This window comes from Paraburkholderia lacunae (assembly GCF_003353175.1).
Taxonomy (GTDB): Bacteria; Pseudomonadota; Gammaproteobacteria; order Burkholderiales; family Burkholderiaceae; genus Paraburkholderia; species Paraburkholderia lacunae.
This window is the reverse complement of sequence record NZ_QHKS01000003.1, coordinates 331,328-347,821: the sequence shown is the minus strand read 5'-3', so window position 1 is coordinate 347,821 and position 16,494 is coordinate 331,328. Positions and strand designations below refer to the sequence as shown.

The following is a 16,494-nucleotide window of genomic DNA, read 5'->3' as shown; positions in this document are numbered from 1 at the left end:
CTGGCGGAGTGGACGGGACTCGAACCCGCGACCCCCGGCGTGACAGGCCGGTATTCTAACCGACTGAACTACCACTCCTTGTACCGCGCCTGACTTGCTTCCAGGCCGTTGATGCCGCACTACTGCCGACGCATCCAGCCGGATCCGATCGCGCCGGGGGCTCGAAAAACGGCCCGCCAAGCCTTATGGGGTAAGGCGCCCGCGTAATCCGATCCGACGCAATCCGACGGATACATCGAAAAATACAACGAAGAGTAATTGTAACCGAAACCGTCGCATGACCGCAACATTGCGCACGGCCGCCGCTTTTGCCCGGCGGGCCTTGAAGCAGGTCAGGCCGATTAGCGGACCCTGCCGCGAACGGCGTGACAATCCGTTGCCGGCGCTTGAGCGTCGGGCATGTCCCCGCCGCTCCTGTCCTGCCGGAGTATTTGGCGCTCGAGCAGCGGCCGGCCCTCGTGCTGGTGTCGACCCAAACCTGACCCGAACCACCGCCCCCGCAACGCCGCTCTTCGCCGTGGTGGATGGAGGCGCCGACGCAACGACCTGCGCCAGCAAGGCGCTCATCCGATGGCCAGCTTCGCAATGCAGCCTAGGGCGAGCAGCAGCAAAAGTGCTGAAAGAAGGAGGTCGTAGGGATATTTCATGAATTGGCAAATCGAATGTCGAGCAGTGGTAACGGGGAGCGAGGACGCACAAGATACTCGGCGATGGCTGAGCGCCATCGGGTGCGCAGCGAGCCGGCGCGAGTATAGGTAGAACGGACGGGGTGTCGTGCGCGAGCGGCTGAACCGGCCAACACATTGACTGATAGCGCCAGGAGAAAACGCGCAGCGAACCTCAGCTGAAGCGCGCACCATCGATTGAGCTGTCGAGGCCGCGCGGTACTTCCGGAGCGAGCGCCTTACCCATGGAAATGGGAGTGTCTGAATATTTGTGTGCAAGGCAGGTAAAAGTCCCCATGCACGACAGGCCATCAAATGCAATTGATAAGTGTTTCTTGTGAAGCGTACCTCGCCGTCTGATATTTCACTGAGGGTCAGAATTCAATCACGAAGTAAAACGTTGTCTTCCTGAGTAAAAGCCGATCTCCAAGGGCGCAGCAACGTGCCCCGAAGGCGGTTCCCGTAAGGGATAGAAATAAAGGTGCGCGGCAGCGAACAGGACCAAGCTGGCCAGCAACCGGTATATCGACAGAAAATATTATTTTTTCTGGAATGAGACGCACGGTCAAATGTAATATAGTCAGCAGCTTACAATTGCCTCTCAATCGATCGACGGTTCCCCAACAAAACGCATATTGCAGCTAAAGCCCTTGAATTAAAAAACACCCGCCATCGGTTTTGTCCAAAACCGCCAGGCGGGCGCAGGTCCATACCAATTAAAGCGACTCGAATCGATTCATTTATTTCCGAGGATCAAAATGGAGCACTATTCAACCGTTCAAAATAACGACCGGCTGCAACGGCAAGTTATGTTGCAAACCAGTAACGTCAAGCATATCGGCATAGCCTTGTTTAACGGCTTTGCGCTGCCTGAGGCGGCTTCTGTTATCGAGATATTCCAGGCGGCAAACGCTCTCGCCGAGACCCGCAAGCTGGCCAGGACACGTTACGACGTCCGTCTGCTGTCCGCGACCGGAGGCCGGGTAGCCAGTTCGTCATCGGTGTTCGTGTACACGGAAAGCATCGAGGCGCGCCAACAGGCGGACAAGCTTCACGCACTCTTCATTGCAGGCGGCGCAGACTTGTGGAACACACTGCACGACGTCAATCTGATCAGGTGGCTGCGGCGCGCCTCGCACGGCGCCGAGCACGTATGCCTGCCTTTCGGCGAGAATCCGCTGCTGGAGGCAACCGGACTGACAAAATTCATCACCGATGGCAATCCTGAGCCCGGCTGCGGCGACGTCGGCCGAAAGCCGCGTAGCGCCAAACTCTCCCACGACGCCACCGTCTCTTTGCGACTGGCGCTAGGCGTTGTTCAGGATGATCTCGGTTCTGAGATCGCCCAGCAGATCGCCGCCAGGACGCAACCGCTCGCTGAAACGCCGTTCACCACGACCGTTCGCAAGAACACCTCCGCGCTTTTGAGCAAGCAGATTCAGGCGGCCGCGCAGTGGCTGGAATCCCACGGCGACCAGCCGGTCTCGATCGGCGACGCGGCACAGGTCGCCGCAATGAGCGAACGGAATTTCCTGCGCCGCTTCAAGATTGAAGTCGGCCTCAGCCCGTCTGACTATTTGCTGAAGGTACGGCTCGACCTGAGTTGCCGCCTTCTTGTCGAAACCAGCCTCCCCGTCGACAAGATCGCTCGCCGCTGCGGCATCGGCACCGGTGGACAGCTCTCCAAACTCTTCCGCAAGCATCTTGCAACGACGCCGACCGAGTATCGCGCCAACGGGCGGCAGTTGCACGGACTGTCGTAACGGGCCGGCTGACGGCTTAAAGCGATCTCAGGTACCCGTCGAACGTCCTGGCGCGGCTGACGTAGTCCGCATGACGCGGCTCAATCCGCCCCAGGAATCCACGGCGCCGTTGCAGCGTCGCTCGCGCGAAAGGCCGGGAATTTTGCGCCAAGCTCCGCGATGGTCCGGATGTTGTTGTTCACCAGATCGTCGCGCGTAATCAGCGCCGGCTTGACGACGATCCGGCGCCCGGGGTCCTGCCCGGCTACGAGCAATGCCGCGGCGCGCACGGACACCGCGCCGACGACCGCCGGGTTGGTCGCCGCCGTCGCCACCCATGCGCTGCCCGGTGCGCGGATGGCCTCGATGTCGGCGGTCGAAATATCCGCGCTGTAAATGCGGATCTTCGACGACAGGTTCGCTTCGTCCGCCGCGAGTTTCGCGCCGCGCGCGAACTCGTCGTAAGGCGCGAACACCACGCGAATGTCGGGATGCGCGCGATAGGCCGCGGCAGCCTGGTTCGCCACCGATTGCGCGATCGGATTGTCGACGGTGCCCCAGCGCGCCTTTTCCTGGACCTTCGGATGGGCGCTCCTGAAGTCCCGCCATACCGCATCGCGCCGGTCGAGCGGCGCGAAGCCGGCTACATACACATAACCCGCGGCAAACGTGTCGCCGTTGTCCTTCACCACCTGCTCGAGCAGCAACGCCGCCAGGTCGCGGTCGCTCTGCTCGATCTGCGGCACCTTCGGGTTGCCCAGGTCGACGTCGAACGCGACCACCTTGATGCCTTTGTCGAGCGCGCGCTGCACGACGTCTTTCAGCGATTCAGGCAAGCCGTGATTGACGATGATCGCCGACACGCCCAGGCTGATCGCCTGCTGGATCTGCTCGCGCTGCTCGGCCGCATCCTGACGGCCTTCATAGATGCGCAGATCGATGCCGAGCGCTTGCGCCTGCTTTTGCGCGCCGGCTTCATAGGCCTGAAAGAAATCGCCGGTGGACAGATAGTTGACCAGTGCGATCTTGACGCCGCCCTTATCGAACGGCGCAGGCGCGCCTTTCAGCGGCGCGGCGTGTGCGGCGAGTCCTGTCAGCACGGTAGCCGAAAACAAAGTCAGCGCGCCGAACATGCGGCCGACGAAAGACTTGCGGAGAAAAACCGATTTCATGAAGGATCCCCAACCCGATAGACGATGTGGTTATGGCGAAGCAGGCGCTATCCGGCTTGCGCCGCGGTGCGTGCGCGACCACGCGCGCCCGGATGCATTGCGGGCACGACGCGGTCCGCCCAGTTGATCAATTCCACGGATGACGGGCCGGTTTGACGCCGTTCAGATAGTAGTTGCCGACCAGGTGATACTTCCAGCGCACCGGATCATGCAGCGTATGCGTGCGCGCGTTGCGCCAATGCCGGTCCAGACCGTGCTCACCGAGCGTGGCTTGCGTGCCGCCGAGTTCGAACAGTTTCTCGCCAGCGAGCAAGGCGATTTCGGTCGTCAGCACTTTCGCTTCGCCCACCGCCACCGATGCACGCGCAACGTCGTCTTCGCTGATGCCGCCCTTGGCGGCGATCTCGTCGATCACACGCGCAGCGCGTTCAAGCAAGGCCTCGGCGGCATGCAACTGGATGTGCAGATGACCGATCTCGCGCACGGTCAGCGGATCGTCGCCGGCACGCTCTACGCCGCTATCGATCCACGGCCGCGAGCGTGTGCGCACGAATGTCAGCGTATCGCCGAGCGCCGCCTTCGCGATGCCGGCGTCGATCGAGGCCTGAATGATCTGCGAGATCGGGCCGTTGAGCGTCGGAAAATCGGACACACGGTGCGCCGGAAACACGTGGGATGCCGGCACCCGCACGTTCTCCAGCACCACGGTTCCGCTCGCCGTCGTGCGTTGACCGAAGCCCGACCAGTCGTCGATGACGCTCAGGCCCGGTGTGCCCTGCGGAATCCACGCGAGCCAGCCCTTGCGCTCGTCGTCGAGTCCGAGCACCGGCACGAAGTGCGCGAACAGCGCACCCGTCGAATAGAACTTGGCGCCATCGACCACATAGTGCTCACCGTCGCGCCGCACCCGAGTCTTCAGATCGAGCACGTGTTTCGTGCCCTTCTCCGAGAACCCGTTGCCAAAGCGCTTGCCGTTCAGCACCTGCGCGAAGAAATACCGCTTCTGCTCTTCCGTGCCTGTCAGCGCGATCACGTCGACAAGGCCGAAGTGGTTCTGCGGCATCTGGCCGAGCGAAGGGTCGGCCGCGGCGACGATCTTGACGACCTCCGTCAACGTGACAAACGACACGCCCGCCCCGCCGTACGCCTTCGGCACCGTGATCGCCCACAGGCCGGACTGCGAGAACCACTCGATCTCGTCGTGCGGCAAGCGGCGCTCGCGGTCGCGCTCCGCTGCGCCGTGCGCGAAGCGCGACGCAAGTTCGTGTGCGACCGCGAGCGCCTCTGCGTCGTCGGCGATCACGCGGACCGCATGCCGGTCCGCTTCGGTCGTATGCGATGAAGGTGCTTCGTCAATCTCTGCCATGAGCGTCTCCGCTTGAATTGCCGTTCGCACAATCTATCAGTGGACATCGCGCGCGCAAACTGAACGATTCGGCAATCGATATTCCTTCGGATGGCAAACGATCACCGGCGGTTTTCCGCCGGATGCGATCGGCACGACCTGGGTCGGCACGACGCCGACACTGCGACACCGCGACGCCGCCACTCCGCCACCCCACCACGCACGGGTCATGTGCGCGAATCCGCGCGCCGCCCGACACTGAACGTGAACGCCAGGGCGAGCACCAGCAAGACGCCCTTGATGAAATCCTGCATGTAATACGGCGCGTTCAGCATCGTCAGTCCGTTGAGCAGCACGCCGACGAACACCGCGCCCACCACTGTGCCGAACACGTTGGGCCGCTTCGCGCCCCACACCGCGTAGCCCACCAGCGCCGCGGCCACGCCGTCGAGCAGCAGCGAGTGCCCGGCGCTGGCGTCGCCCCGGCCGACGCGCGCGGCAATCAGCACGCCGCCTAGCGACGCGATCGCTCCCGACGCGACGTATGCCGCGATCCGGTAGCGCGCGGTGGGCGCGCCGGCGAGCCGTGCGGCCGTCTCGTTGCCGCCGATCGCGTAGATCACGCGGCCCCAGCGCGTGGTCTCCATCGCGATGCAGGCGAGCACGGTCAACGCAGCGAGAATCAGCACCGGCAACGGCACCACCTCGAAAAGACGCAGACGCCCAAGCGCGAGAAACGCGGCAGGGAAAACGCCGGTTGCCTCCGTGCCGTCAGGCAACACGGTGCCGGTGGCGAGCGAACGGCCGCCGGTGGGAATCAGTTGCAGGCCGGCCAGCAGGAACAGCGTGCCAAGCGTGGCGAGCTGGTCCGGCACACGCAGCCGCGTGATCAGCAAGCCGTTGAACAGACCGGCTGCGACGCCGAGCGCGACGCATGCGGCCACGGCCGCCAGCGCGCTGCCGTGCCAGACGATCAGCACATAGCTCGCCGCCATCTGCGCCGACGCGGCCACGCTGCCCACCGACAGATCGAAACCGCCTGCCGCCAGCGTGATCGTCACACCGATGCCGAGCAACGCCACGATCGATACCGCCTGCAGGATGCTGAACAGATTGTCGATGTTCAGGAACGCCGGTTCCCTGGTGGCGAACACGGTAATCAGGACGGCGAGCACGAGCAGGATGCCGGTGCGTTCGAGGTGCTCGCGCAAGCCGCGTAATGCGGGGCGCGCACGCCTCGCCGTGACCGCGTTGACAGCGATAGAAGGGGTAACGGGTTTCATGGATGGAGGTGGGCAGTCGGGTCGGTGGTGGGTACGCGATCTAGCGTCGCGCGATCGAAGCGCACGACGCGATCCGCAATCTCGAACGCCTCCTCGAGATCGCTGACGAACACGATCGTCGCGCGTTCACGCGCGTGCCGCCGCAAGGTATCGACGATATCGGCGCGTGCGCCCGCGTCGACGCCCTGAAACGGTTCGTCGAGCAGCAACAGCCGCGCGCGTTGCGCCTGCCAGCGCGCGAGCACGACCTTCTGCTGATTGCCGCCGGACAGGTGCGTGAGGCGATCGTCGGGACCCGTGCAGCGAATGCCGAAGTTGCCGATCGCTTCGAGCGCGGCATCGCGCTCAACCGTCCGGCGTACCGTGCCGCGTGGGAACCAGCGCGACATGAACGGAAAACTGAGCGTGCCCGCGATCGACGCAAACGGCACACTGTCGGGAAACAGCGACGTGCGCCAACGATCCTCGCCGGCAAGGAACACGCCTGCGCGAATCGAATCAGCGGGCGAGCGCGGACGCCACGGCGCCCCGTCGAGCATCATCTCGCCGGCGGCCGCGCGTGCAGCACCGAAGATCGCACTCGCCAGACGCGACTTTCCTCCTCCCACCGGACCCGCTATTGCGACGATCTCGCCGCGTCGCACGTCGAGATCGAACGGGATGCTGTCAGGCATCAACTGGAAGTCGCGCAAGCTGAAACACGCTTCGAGCGACGCCCTATCCGCCGCATGGCGAGCGCGATCTTTGAGTAGGGGCCGTCCGATCATCGTTTCGACAGCCGCATCGAAATCGATCGGCGCTTGCAGGTCGGCGACGATACGTCCGTCGCGCACGATCGTCACCCGATCGGCAATGCGCCGCAGATCCCCGAGCCGATGCGAGACCAGCAGGATCGCGACGCCTTCGTCGCGCAACTGGTCGAGCAGCACGAAGAGCCGTTCGGCTTCCGGCGCGGACAGGCTGGCGGTCGGCTCGTCGAGAATCAGCAAAGCGGGGTGCGACGCCAGGGCGCGCGCGAGCGTGACGAGTTGTTGACTCGCGAGCGACAACGACGCGAGCGGCGCCGACAGATCGACATCCAGACCGACTCGCGCGGCAAGCGGCCCCGCCGCGTCGCGGCGAGCCGCAGGCGGCACGCGCCACGGCGAGCCCGGATCGCACAGGCGATCGAGCAGCAGATTGTCGGCGATCGACAGCGCCGGCACGACCGCATCGGCGATCGATTGATGCACCGTGGCGACGCCGAGCCGCTTCGCGGCCTGAGGAGAAGCCGGCCGAAACGGCGCGCCGCGCAGCGTCAACGTCCCCCCGTCAGGCAGATACACACCGCTCAGAATCTTGACGAGCGTGGACTTGCCCGCACCGTTGGCGCCCATCAACGCGACGACTTCGCCGGGACGGATAGCAAGATCGAGCTTCGACAGCGCGACGGTGGGACCGAAGTGCTTCGTGATGGCAACCGCGGTCAGGACCGGCTCGGTCCCGTCGCGAATCTTGCCGGCATGGCGCCCGGTGACGACGCCGATGCGGATTGCCTGCTGCTCATTCGGATCGGCGGCATCGGTCGGAGTTGCGGCGATCGAACTGAAATCCGCCACGAACGGCATTGCCCATGCACCGCGCAACGTGGGCATGTGGTTCTCCTCATGAAGGGCGCATCGCAAAGCCGCCCGGTTCCTGTCTGCGATAGCCGACAAGATTACGTAGGCGCCCGCCGCCGGGGAACCAACGATTTTTCATTTGGATTCTCGTGGAATGCCGGATTGTGTCGTTCAAACACGAATCTCGCTGCCCAGGCGTTCGGCCGGCACGATGACTTCGCCGATCTCGCAGGGTGTACCTGCCGAACGCCGCAGTGAAGCGGCAGCTACTGCGCACGCAACCGGCCAGCCCCGACAAATCCCCCGAAAAAACAACCGCTTGACCCGGAATCAAGAAAACGTCATTAGCAAGTGACTATTCGGTGGTAGGCGCTTGCGCACAACCTGCTTTAACTTGGCGAGCAAATGAACCGCAAGGAAGCCCAGATGACCCTACTCCAGCGCGACATTCACTTGTCCACCGGCACCGATTACGAACAGCTCGCGAATCGCTTCAGACCCATATTCACGCGCATCGCCGAAGGCGCGGTTGCCAGAGACCGCTCCCGCGATTTACCGCACGACGCGATTGCCTGGCTGAAGGAAGCCGGATTCGGCGCAGTGCGCGTGCCGAGCCGCTTTGGCGGCGCCGGGGCGTCGATCCCGCAACTGTTCCAGCTGATCACCGAGCTGGCCGCGGCCGACTCCAATCTGCCGCAAGCACTGCGCGCCCATTTCGCATTCGTCGAAAACTGGCTGAATGCGCCGCCCGCCGCCGAACAGCGCACATGGTTCGACCGCTTCGTCAGCGGCCAGCTGGTCGGCAACGCATGGACGGAAGTCGGCAGCGCGGAGATCGGCAGCGTCAATACCAAGGTATCGAAAAAGGACGGCCGCTGGGTCGTGAATGGTTCGAAGTACTACAGCACCGGCAGCATCTTCGCCGACTGGATCGATGTGTATGCACAACGCTCGGACGACGGCAGCGACGTGATTGCAGCGGTCAGCACGCATCAGGCCGGCGTGATTCGCAAGGACGACTGGGACGGTTTCGGCCAGACCACCACCGGCAGCGGCACCACGTTGTTCGAAGACGCCGTGGTCGACGAACATGACGTCATCGACTTCGCCCGCCGTTTCAGATATCAGACCGCGTTCTATCAGCTGTTCCATCTGGCGACACTGGCGGGCATCGGTCAAGCCGTCAAGCGCGACGCGGCGACGCTGGTGCGCGAGCGCACGCGTATCTACAGCCACGGCAACGCGCCTCGCGCGAGCGACGACGCGCAGATCCAGCAGGTGGTCGGCGAAATCGCGTCGTGGGCCTATGCGGCCGAAGCCGTCGCGCTGCAGGCAACCCGCCCTTCGCAGCGCGCCTATGAAGCGCATTTCGCCGGCCACGCCGAAGCCGAACACGCAGCGAACCTCGCCGCGGAAATCGAATCGGCACAGGCTCAGGTGGTCGTGTCGGAACTCGTGCTGCGCGCGGCCACGCACCTGTTCAATGCGCTCGGCGCTTCGGCGACCAGCACCAGCAAGGCGCTCGACCGCCATTGGCGCAATGCGCGCACGGTCTCGTCCCACAACCCGCTGGTCTACAAGGCAAGGATCGCCGGCGACTGGGCGATCAACGGCACCGAGCCGCCGTACAAATGGCGGATCGGCACTGGACCGGCCCGCGGCAACGGCTAACCATCATGAGCAAATCCATCCGTTTCAACGCGTTCGAAATGAACTGCGTGGGTCACCAGTCGCCGGGCTTGTGGGCTCATCCACGCGACCGTTCCTGGCAGTACAAGGATCTGACCTACTGGACCGATCTGGCCACGGTGCTGGAAAAAGGCATCTTCGACGGCATTTTCATCGCCGACGTGGTGGGTTACTACGACGTCTACAAGGGCGGCAACTATCACGCGCTGCAACAGGCGGCGCAGATTCCCGTCAACGATCCGTTGCAGCTCGCCGCGCCGATTGCGATGGTGACCGAGCATCTGGGCATCGGCATCACCGCCTCGACGACGTTCGAGCATCCGTACACCTTCGCGCGCAGGCTTTCCACCGCCGATCACCACACTCGAGGGCGCATCGGCTGGAACATCGTCACCTCGTATCTGGAAAGCGGCGCGAAGAATATCAGCGAAGGCGGCCTGCGCGATCACAACAACCGCTACGAGGTCGCCACCGAGTACGTCGAGGTGCTTTACAAGCTGTTCGAAGGCAGCTGGGAAGATGGCGCCGTCGTGCGCGACCGCCACAACCGGGTCTTTACGAACCCCGACAAGGTCCATGAGATCGGCCACAAAGGCAAATTCTTCGAGGTGCCCGGCTATCACCTGTGCGAGCCTTCGCCGCAGCGCACGCCGGTGCTGTATCAGGCTGGCGCGTCCGGTCCCGGCAAGGCGTTCGCCGCCCGGCACGCCGAGTGCGTGTTCGTGGCCGCGCCCTCGCAGTCGGTGCTGAAAAATTACGTGGCCGACGTGCGCCGCCAGGCTGCCGAAGCGGGACGCGATCCAGAACGGCTCCTGATCTACAACCTCGTCACGGTGATCGTCGACGAGACCGACGCCAAGGCGCAGGCAAAGTTCGAGGAATACCGGCGCTATGTGTCCTACGACGGCTCGCTCGTCTTCATGTCCGGCTGGACCGGCATCGACTTCGGCCAGTACGCGCCGACCGACCTCGTGAAGCGCGTCGAGACCAACGCCATCGTGTCGGCCGTCGAGCATCTGGCGGGCGGCGACAAGGCATGGACGATCGAAGAGCTCGCGACCTGGGGTGGCATCGGCGGCCTCGGGCCGGTGTTCGTCGGCTCGGCGGCGACGGTCGCCGACATTCTGCAGCAGTGGGTCGAGACCACCGGCGTGGACGGTTTCAATCTCGCCTATGCCATCGCCCATGAGACCTTCGAGGACGTGGTGAACCATCTGGTGCCCGAGTTGCAGCGGCGCGGCGTGTACCCCACCGCTTACACGCCGGGCACCCTGCGCGAGAAACTGTTCGGCGCAGCGGCCCTGCTGCCGGACACGCATCCTGCGGCGCGGTTTCGCGACATCGAGCGGATCAAGCGCGAATCGGCGAACCAGCCGGATCAGGAAGCTTGCCGGTAGTACAGATTCTGTGGGTGCCCCGCTTGCGCGAAAAAGATCGAGTTGCGCGTCGACCGACGCGCCGATGGGCGCCTCCGCGGAGGAACCGGAAGTCTCGGCGCCTGACTTGCAGGAACACGAATCGCCGCCGCACCAGGCGGTGTTCTGACGCGGCCAATAGTGATTCGCCGGTTTCGCACCCCACTGCGGCATGCGCCGATAGCCGCCGCGATTGCGAATCGCCTGCGACACCACCGAATCCGGGTCATGAATATCGCCGAACAGCCGTGCGGAGGTCAGGCACGCCTGCACGCACGCAGGCAGGCTTGCGGTCACGTTCGGGCAGCGCTTCGTTATTGATGCGGTCTGCGCGCAGCGTGCACTGGGTCGTCAGCACGCGTTCCACCGTCCCTTCCGGTGAAGTTGGCGCTAAATAGCGACCATTCCACGCCCCTATTCGTACGATCAAATTGTTACCGGAGGCTAATAATACTTACAGTGCGCGCATCCGCGCTGCAGTGTGGTGGCGCACGCCCAGTCCAAAAAAATCGATCAACAATATGGCCATCAATTCAATTCGAGGTATTGCCGCGACCGCGGCGATCGCAACCAGCATCGGGGCGATGCTTGCAGCCCTGCCGGCGCACGGCGCATTGGGGAGCGCGCCGACTTACCCGAGCGGCACCGGCGCCGACGGCAGCACCACGAAGACCAGCGCCGGCACCGCCGCCAGCGCATCGTTTGCCGCGCGCTTCGCGCAGGCATCGGGCGTCGCGTCCGCCGCGTACACCGTCAACGAGACGACGACGGCGTCCGGCACGGTCATCCGCGAGTACGTCGCGCAGAACAACGCGGTGTTCGCAATCAGCTGGAAGGGTCCGACGATGGCGCCGCTCAGCACGCTGCTCGGCGACTATTTTCCGTCCTACACCCAGGGGCTCGCAGACATCCATGCCGCGCAAGGCGGCGGTTACGGCCCGGCCGCAGTGCGCCAGGCCGGCCTGGTGGTCGAAACCGGCGGCCACATGGGCGCGTTCCATGGCCGTGCCTACCTGCCGCAAGCGCTGCCGCAAGGCTTGAGCGCCGACGATATCCAGTAACCGTCAACAAGATCAAACGAGAGAAAGCAATGCGCAAATTCGCGTGGATTCTGGCCGCGACGCTCGGCCTGTGCCTGACTGCATGCGGCGGTGGCGGCGGTGGCTCGTCGAGCGGTTCGTCGACCACCAGCGGCTCCACAACCAGCAGCAGTTCGACGTCCAGCAGCACGACTACCTCGAGCAACACCCTCGCGGTCGACGCGTCGGCCGTGCCGACGTCGGTCGGTCCGTCGAACACGGCAGCTATCACGGTGTCGAGCACCGGTATCCGCAATCAACCGATGGTGAATGTCACGATCTGCGCGCCCGGTTCAAGCGGCGCGACGAACTGCTCGACCATCTCGAACGTCTTGGTGGATACCGGCTCGTACGGCCTGCGGCTCTTCGAGTCGGCGATTCCGAGCACGACGTTCAGCAGCCTGACGGCTGAAATCGATTCATCCAGCAGCCTGCCGCTCGCCGAATGCGCGCTGTTCGGCAGCGGCTACGCGTGGGGCACGGTCCATACGGCGGACGTGAAGATCGGTGGCGAACTGGCTTCCAGCGTACCGATTCACGTGATGGCCGATCCCAACCTGACGATCTCGGCTCCCACCGCATGCAAGGTCGGCAGCGCGCTCGATTCGCCCAGCGCGCTCGGCGCAAACGGCATCCTCGGTATCGGCGTGGCGCCGCAAGACTGCGGTTCGACGTGCGCGAACGCCGCCACGCCGATCGCGCAGTATTACTACACCAATGCGGGCACTGCGGTGAATGTCGCGACGAGCGCTCAGGTCACCAACCCCGTGTACCTGTTTTCCCAGGACAACAACGGCGTGATCGTCGAGATGGCCCAGGTGTCCGACAGCGGCAGCGCGACCGCGGCCGGCACGCTCGTGTTCGGGATCGACACGCAGAGCAATAACGTCTTGTCCGGCGCCGGCGCGACGCTGATTCCCACCGATATCAACGGCAACTTCACGGCGACGCTCAATGGCAAGACGCTGAGCGCCGGGGCGTTCTTCGATTCCGGCTCGACCGCGCTGTTCTTCCAGGATTCGACGATCACGCGCAGCGCCTCGATGTTCTACACGCCGACTACGACGTTGGGCCGCTCGGCGACGCTCGCCTCGACGAGTCCGGCGAATGCGACGCTCGGCTTCAACATCGCGAACGCGGCGACTCTCCTCGCGGGCTCTAACAACGCGTTCAACAACCTCGGCGTCTACATGAGCAGCGATCTCGACCTCGGGATTCCGGCGTTCTACGGCCGGCATGTGTACTACGGCATCAGCGGCCGCAGTTCGACAGGCGGCGGCACCGGGCCGTACGTGGCGTACGTGTCGAATTGACCACGCTCGTGTAAGCGCTGGATGACTGCCGGGGGCGGGCTGCGGTTTTGTGCAGCCTGTGATCGCATCCAGTCGCGGGCTACCGCCCTAAACGCTGCCGCAGGAACTCGATGAAGCGCTGCGTCTTCGCCGGTAGTAAACGGGTTTCGGTGATGGCATAGATCGGCGTCGGCATGCCGTGCCATCCGGGCAAGATCCGGCGTAGCCTCCCGCCGGCCAGTTCATCGGCGACGATTTCCTCCGGCATCAGGACGATGCCCATGTCGAGCGCTGCCAGGCGGCGGATCATGCCAACGCTGTTGAGCGTGAACCGCCCTCCCACCGATACCGTGGCGCTTCGCTTTGCGTCGCCCAACGTATTCGTCATCGCCGCCATAGCGCGGCATGTGCTTTAGTTGTGAGCTTTTATTGGTTCGCTTGCGCGCGGGCGTTGATTACATTGACCGGTCATAACGAAACAGTTTCAAGGACCACTCAATGACATTCTTCCGGGGTGCGGCGCAGCAACCATTCGTTCAGAAGCCGCGCCGACTGCTGGCCGGACTGGCCGTTGTTCTCGCGTCGGCAGCGGCCCTTGTCGTCGGCATGGCTCCACGCCCGGCGCAGGCTGCCCCGCCCGCCGAACTGAGACTCGACTACGCGTACTATTCGCCTGAAAGTCTGGTCATCAAGCGCAATGGCTGGCTCGAACAGGAACTGGCGCCGGATCATACGCAGGTCAAATGGGTGCTGAGTCTCGGCAGCAACCGGGCGCTCGAATATCTGAACAGCGGCGCCATCGATATCGGTTCGACCGCGGGCCTCGCCGCGGTACTCGGCAAGGCGAACGGCAATCCAATTCGCGCCGTCTACATTTTTTCCCGACCCGAATGGACCGCGCTGGTCGTGCGCAAAGACTCGCCAATCAAGACCCTCGCCGATCTGAAAGGCAAAAAGATCGCTGCAACCAAGGGCACTGACCCATTCCTCTTCACATTGCGCGCGCTGCATACCGCCGGCCTGTCGCGCGACGACGTCGAGATCGTGAACCTGCAGCACCCGGACGGACGCGTCGCGCTGGCGAACGCTCAGGTGGACGCATGGGCCGGTCTCGATCCGCATATGGCTGCCGCGCAGATCGACGATGGCGCCCGCCTGCTTTACCGGAACGTCGACTTCAACACGTGGGGTTTCCTGAATGCGCGGGAAGATTTCATCAGCACGCATCCCGACACGCTGGTGCATGTGCTGAAGGTGTACGAGAAAGCACGGCTGTGGATCGCCGCCCATCCTGACGAGACGGCAAAAATCATCGCTGAGGAATCGAAGCTGTCGCTACCGGTCGCCAGACTGCAACTGAGCCGCAACGATTTCAGTCAACCTCAGCCCGGTGAACGGCAATTAGCTGCGCTGAAAGCCGCCGCCCCCCTGCTAGTGCAAGAGCAACTGGTCAAGCCCGGCACCGATCTGAACGCGGTGATCGACGCGCTGATCGACGTGAAAGCGGCCCAGCCGGTCATCGCAGCGAACAGCGGCAAGTAAAGACCAATGAGCCGCGCAGCCCGTCATATCGGCATAGCCGCTGACGATACGCTCACGCTTCACAACCGCGACTCGGCCGAACCGGTTCGCCGCGCCCCGGCGCGACCGCGCGATCCGCTCAAGCGCTGGCGCATCTCCGGATTGGCTTTGCCGTTCGGGTTTCTTGCCCTTATCGAAGTGCTGGTCCGCCTGTCGATCTTGCCGGAACATCTGGTGCCGGCGCCGAGCTCCATTGCGCGGACACTTTGGGAGCTGGGCGGCGCCCGCCTCGGCCGTCACATCTGGGCAAGCTGCGCGCGCGTCTTTGCCGGTTTCGGTCTCGGCGCCGCACTTGCGCTCCTGCTCGGTGCGGCGACGGGTCTGAGCCGGCGTCTCGATGCGCTGCTCGACCCGGCCTTTCAGGCGCTGCGCGCGATTCCTTCGCTGGCGTGGGTGCCGATTCTCCTGCTGTGGATGGGTATCGACGAGGCGCCGAAAATCACGCTGATCGCGATCGGTGCGTTCTTCCCGGTGCAGCTCAGCGTCGTGGCGGGGATTCGCGACGTCGACAGAAAGCTGATCGAACTCGGCGAAGTCAATCGCCTGACTCAGCGTGCGCTTTTCACGCGCATCCTGTTGCCCGCCTCGCTTCCACAGATCTTCACCGGATTGCGCACAGGCTTGAGTCTCGCGTGGATGTTCATGGTGGCGGCGGAACTGATCGCGGCCACCCGCGGACTCGGTTACCTGCTTAGCGATGGGCGCGAGACCGGACGTCCCGACCTCGTGTTCGGCGCGATCCTGTTGCTCGCGCTGCTAGGCAAACTCAGCGACAGTATTCTCAAAGCGATTGAGGTGCATACGCTGTCGTGGCGCGACACGGCAACCGATCAACTTTCTTCGCGGAGCACGCGCTGATGCGGCCGAACGCGTCGTCTCTGCTCGAGATCCGAGCAGTCAGCAAGGACTACGACGGGCGCACCGTGCTCGAGCGCGTGGCATTCGCTATCGCGCGCGGTGAAATCGTGAGCCTCGTCGGCCCGAGCGGCTGCGGCAAGAGCACACTGTTGCGCGCGATCGCGGGTCTCGATCGCGAGTTCGACGGCGAGATTCTGCTCGACGGCGTGCCGCAACGCGGGCCGTCGGCGAGGGTCGGTGTGATCTTCCAGGAGCCTCGCCTGTTGCCGTGGCTGAACGTCGGCGACAACGTCGCCTTCTCCGCCGGGCCGCAGCGCGGCAGCGATCCGCGCGTGGCGGAACTGCTCCGCGAGGTCGGTCTGGCTGGTCTGTTGGACGCATTGCCCAAGCAGCTATCCGGCGGTATGGCGCAGCGCGTCGCACTCGCGCGCGGCCTATTCCCACAGCCCGATCTATTGCTGCTCGACGAGCCGTTCAGCGCCGTCGATGCGATGACCCGGACGCGGCTGCAGGATTTGCTGCTATCGCTCACGCGGGCGCACGGCACCGCGGCGCTGCTCGTCACGCATGATCTGGAAGAAGCGCTTTATCTGTCTGATCGCGTGCTGCTGCTCGCGCCGTCCGGCAAGACCGGCGCGGGCCGCCTCGCGCGGGACATCGAGATTGCCGCGCCACGGCCACGCGACCGGCGCAACGGAACGCTCACCAGCGTGCGGGACGAACTGTTGGACGGCATCGGCGCTTCGCTGCCGTCGGTTCAATGAAAAATGCC

12 protein-coding genes, 1 tRNA gene and 2 pseudogenes are annotated in these 16,494 nt (G+C 64.1%); 8 read left to right on the top strand and 7 right to left on the bottom strand.

Annotated features, from left to right (window positions below):
* Position 1 precedes the first annotated feature (1 nt).
* Positions 2 to 78: transfer RNA gene (locus tag DLM46_RS06460), tRNA-Asp, on the bottom strand.
* Between the two features lie 1,345 nt (positions 79 to 1,423).
* Between DLM46_RS06460 and DLM46_RS06455 the strand changes: the two genes are divergently transcribed.
* Positions 1,424 to 2,428: a GlxA family transcriptional regulator gene (locus tag DLM46_RS06455; protein WP_115099917.1), complete on the top strand. Its 1,005-nt coding sequence runs from the start codon at positions 1,424 to 1,426 to the stop codon at positions 2,426 to 2,428.
* A gap of 80 nt (positions 2,429 to 2,508) precedes the next feature.
* Here the strand turns inward: DLM46_RS06455 and DLM46_RS06450 are convergent, their stop codons facing one another.
* From DLM46_RS06450 to DLM46_RS06435, 4 genes are all read right to left on the bottom strand, one after another.
* Positions 2,509 to 3,579, bottom strand: a complete 1,071-nt coding sequence (locus tag DLM46_RS06450; protein ID WP_115099916.1) for a substrate-binding domain-containing protein — start codon at positions 3,577 to 3,579, stop codon at positions 2,509 to 2,511.
* A 127-nt stretch (positions 3,580 to 3,706) separates the two neighbouring features.
* The gene (locus tag DLM46_RS06445; RefSeq protein ID WP_115099915.1) at positions 3,707 to 4,945 is read right to left on the bottom strand and encodes an SfnB family sulfur acquisition oxidoreductase; all 1,239 of its coding nucleotides are present in this window, start codon (positions 4,943 to 4,945) and stop codon (positions 3,707 to 3,709) included.
* Positions 4,946 to 5,151: 206 nt separating this feature from the next.
* Positions 5,152 to 6,207: an ABC transporter permease gene (locus DLM46_RS06440; RefSeq protein ID WP_115099914.1), complete on the bottom strand. Its 1,056-nt coding sequence runs from the start codon at positions 6,205 to 6,207 to the stop codon at positions 5,152 to 5,154.
* Entirely contained in the window at positions 6,204 to 7,841 is a 1,638-nt protein-coding gene (locus DLM46_RS06435; RefSeq protein ID WP_244305864.1) for a sugar ABC transporter ATP-binding protein, read from the bottom strand. The genes DLM46_RS06440 and DLM46_RS06435 overlap by 4 nt, the downstream gene beginning before the upstream one ends.
* 393 nt (positions 7,842 to 8,234) lie before the next feature.
* Between DLM46_RS06435 and DLM46_RS06430 the strand changes: the two genes are divergently transcribed.
* Positions 8,235 to 9,479 (top strand): acyl-CoA dehydrogenase family protein, encoded by a 1,245-nt coding sequence (locus DLM46_RS06430; protein ID WP_115100006.1) that lies wholly within the window; start codon positions 8,235 to 8,237, stop codon positions 9,477 to 9,479.
* 5 nt (positions 9,480 to 9,484) lie between these two features.
* Positions 9,485 to 10,894, top strand: a complete 1,410-nt coding sequence (locus DLM46_RS06425; RefSeq protein ID WP_115100005.1) for an LLM class flavin-dependent oxidoreductase — start codon at positions 9,485 to 9,487, stop codon at positions 10,892 to 10,894.
* Positions 10,895 to 10,969: 75 nt separating this feature from the next.
* Here DLM46_RS06425 and DLM46_RS06420 read toward each other — a convergent pair.
* Positions 10,970 to 11,261 (bottom strand): annotated as a pseudogene (locus DLM46_RS06420) (4Fe-4S dicluster domain-containing protein); the annotation flags it as partial.
* A 172-nt stretch (positions 11,262 to 11,433) separates the two neighbouring features.
* On the opposite strand from DLM46_RS06420, the gene DLM46_RS06415 reads away from it, so the two are divergent.
* Positions 11,434 to 11,973, top strand: a complete 540-nt coding sequence (locus DLM46_RS06415) for a DUF2844 domain-containing protein (protein WP_115099913.1) — start codon at positions 11,434 to 11,436, stop codon at positions 11,971 to 11,973.
* A gap of 29 nt (positions 11,974 to 12,002) precedes the next feature.
* Entirely contained in the window at positions 12,003 to 13,304 is a 1,302-nt protein-coding gene (locus tag DLM46_RS06410) for a DUF3443 family protein (RefSeq protein ID WP_115099912.1), read from the top strand.
* Positions 13,305 to 13,383: 79 nt separating this feature from the next.
* Here DLM46_RS06410 and DLM46_RS06405 read toward each other — a convergent pair.
* A pseudogene (locus DLM46_RS06405) lies at positions 13,384 to 13,662 on the bottom strand (LysR substrate-binding domain-containing protein); the annotation flags it as partial.
* Between the two features lie 119 nt (positions 13,663 to 13,781).
* Here DLM46_RS06405 and DLM46_RS06400 point away from each other — a divergent pair.
* The 3 genes from DLM46_RS06400 to DLM46_RS06390 are packed head-to-tail and all read left to right on the top strand — an operon-like array spanning position 13,782 to position 16,486.
* Complete coding sequence (locus DLM46_RS06400; RefSeq protein ID WP_115099911.1) at positions 13,782 to 14,825, top strand: aliphatic sulfonate ABC transporter substrate-binding protein; 1,044 nt, start codon at positions 13,782 to 13,784, stop codon at positions 14,823 to 14,825.
* A gap of 6 nt (positions 14,826 to 14,831) precedes the next feature.
* Positions 14,832 to 15,722: an ABC transporter permease gene (locus DLM46_RS06395; protein WP_115099910.1), complete on the top strand. Its 891-nt coding sequence runs from the start codon at positions 14,832 to 14,834 to the stop codon at positions 15,720 to 15,722.
* The gene (locus DLM46_RS06390) at positions 15,722 to 16,486 is read left to right on the top strand and encodes an ABC transporter ATP-binding protein (RefSeq protein WP_115099909.1); all 765 of its coding nucleotides are present in this window, start codon (positions 15,722 to 15,724) and stop codon (positions 16,484 to 16,486) included. The genes DLM46_RS06395 and DLM46_RS06390 overlap by 1 nt, the downstream gene beginning before the upstream one ends.
* The last annotated feature ends 8 nt before the right edge of the window (positions 16,487 to 16,494 follow it).

What these genes read in the sequence shown, in the direction of transcription:
- DLM46_RS06435 (WP_244305864.1), bottom strand. Translation starts at nt 7,841, where the DNA reads ATGCCCACGTTGCGCGGTGCATGGGCAATGCCGTTCGTGGCGGATTTC.
- DLM46_RS06450 (WP_115099916.1), bottom strand. Translation starts at nt 3,579, where the DNA reads ATGAAATCGGTTTTTCTCCGCAAGTCTTTCGTCGGCCGCATGTTCGGC.
- DLM46_RS06455 (WP_115099917.1), top strand. Translation starts at nt 1,424, where the DNA reads ATGGAGCACTATTCAACCGTTCAAAATAACGACCGGCTGCAACGGCAA.
- DLM46_RS06415 (WP_115099913.1), top strand. Translation starts at nt 11,434, where the DNA reads ATGGCCATCAATTCAATTCGAGGTATTGCCGCGACCGCGGCGATCGCA.
- DLM46_RS06410 (WP_115099912.1), top strand. Translation starts at nt 12,003, where the DNA reads ATGCGCAAATTCGCGTGGATTCTGGCCGCGACGCTCGGCCTGTGCCTG.
- DLM46_RS06440 (WP_115099914.1), bottom strand. Translation starts at nt 6,207, where the DNA reads ATGAAACCCGTTACCCCTTCTATCGCTGTCAACGCGGTCACGGCGAGG.
- DLM46_RS06430 (WP_115100006.1), top strand. Translation starts at nt 8,235, where the DNA reads ATGACCCTACTCCAGCGCGACATTCACTTGTCCACCGGCACCGATTAC.
- DLM46_RS06400 (WP_115099911.1), top strand. Translation starts at nt 13,782, where the DNA reads ATGACATTCTTCCGGGGTGCGGCGCAGCAACCATTCGTTCAGAAGCCG.
- DLM46_RS06425 (WP_115100005.1), top strand. Translation starts at nt 9,485, where the DNA reads ATGAGCAAATCCATCCGTTTCAACGCGTTCGAAATGAACTGCGTGGGT.
- DLM46_RS06395 (WP_115099910.1), top strand. Translation starts at nt 14,832, where the DNA reads ATGAGCCGCGCAGCCCGTCATATCGGCATAGCCGCTGACGATACGCTC.
- DLM46_RS06445 (WP_115099915.1), bottom strand. Translation starts at nt 4,945, where the DNA reads ATGGCAGAGATTGACGAAGCACCTTCATCGCATACGACCGAAGCGGAC.
- DLM46_RS06390 (WP_115099909.1), top strand. Translation starts at nt 15,722, where the DNA reads ATGCGGCCGAACGCGTCGTCTCTGCTCGAGATCCGAGCAGTCAGCAAG.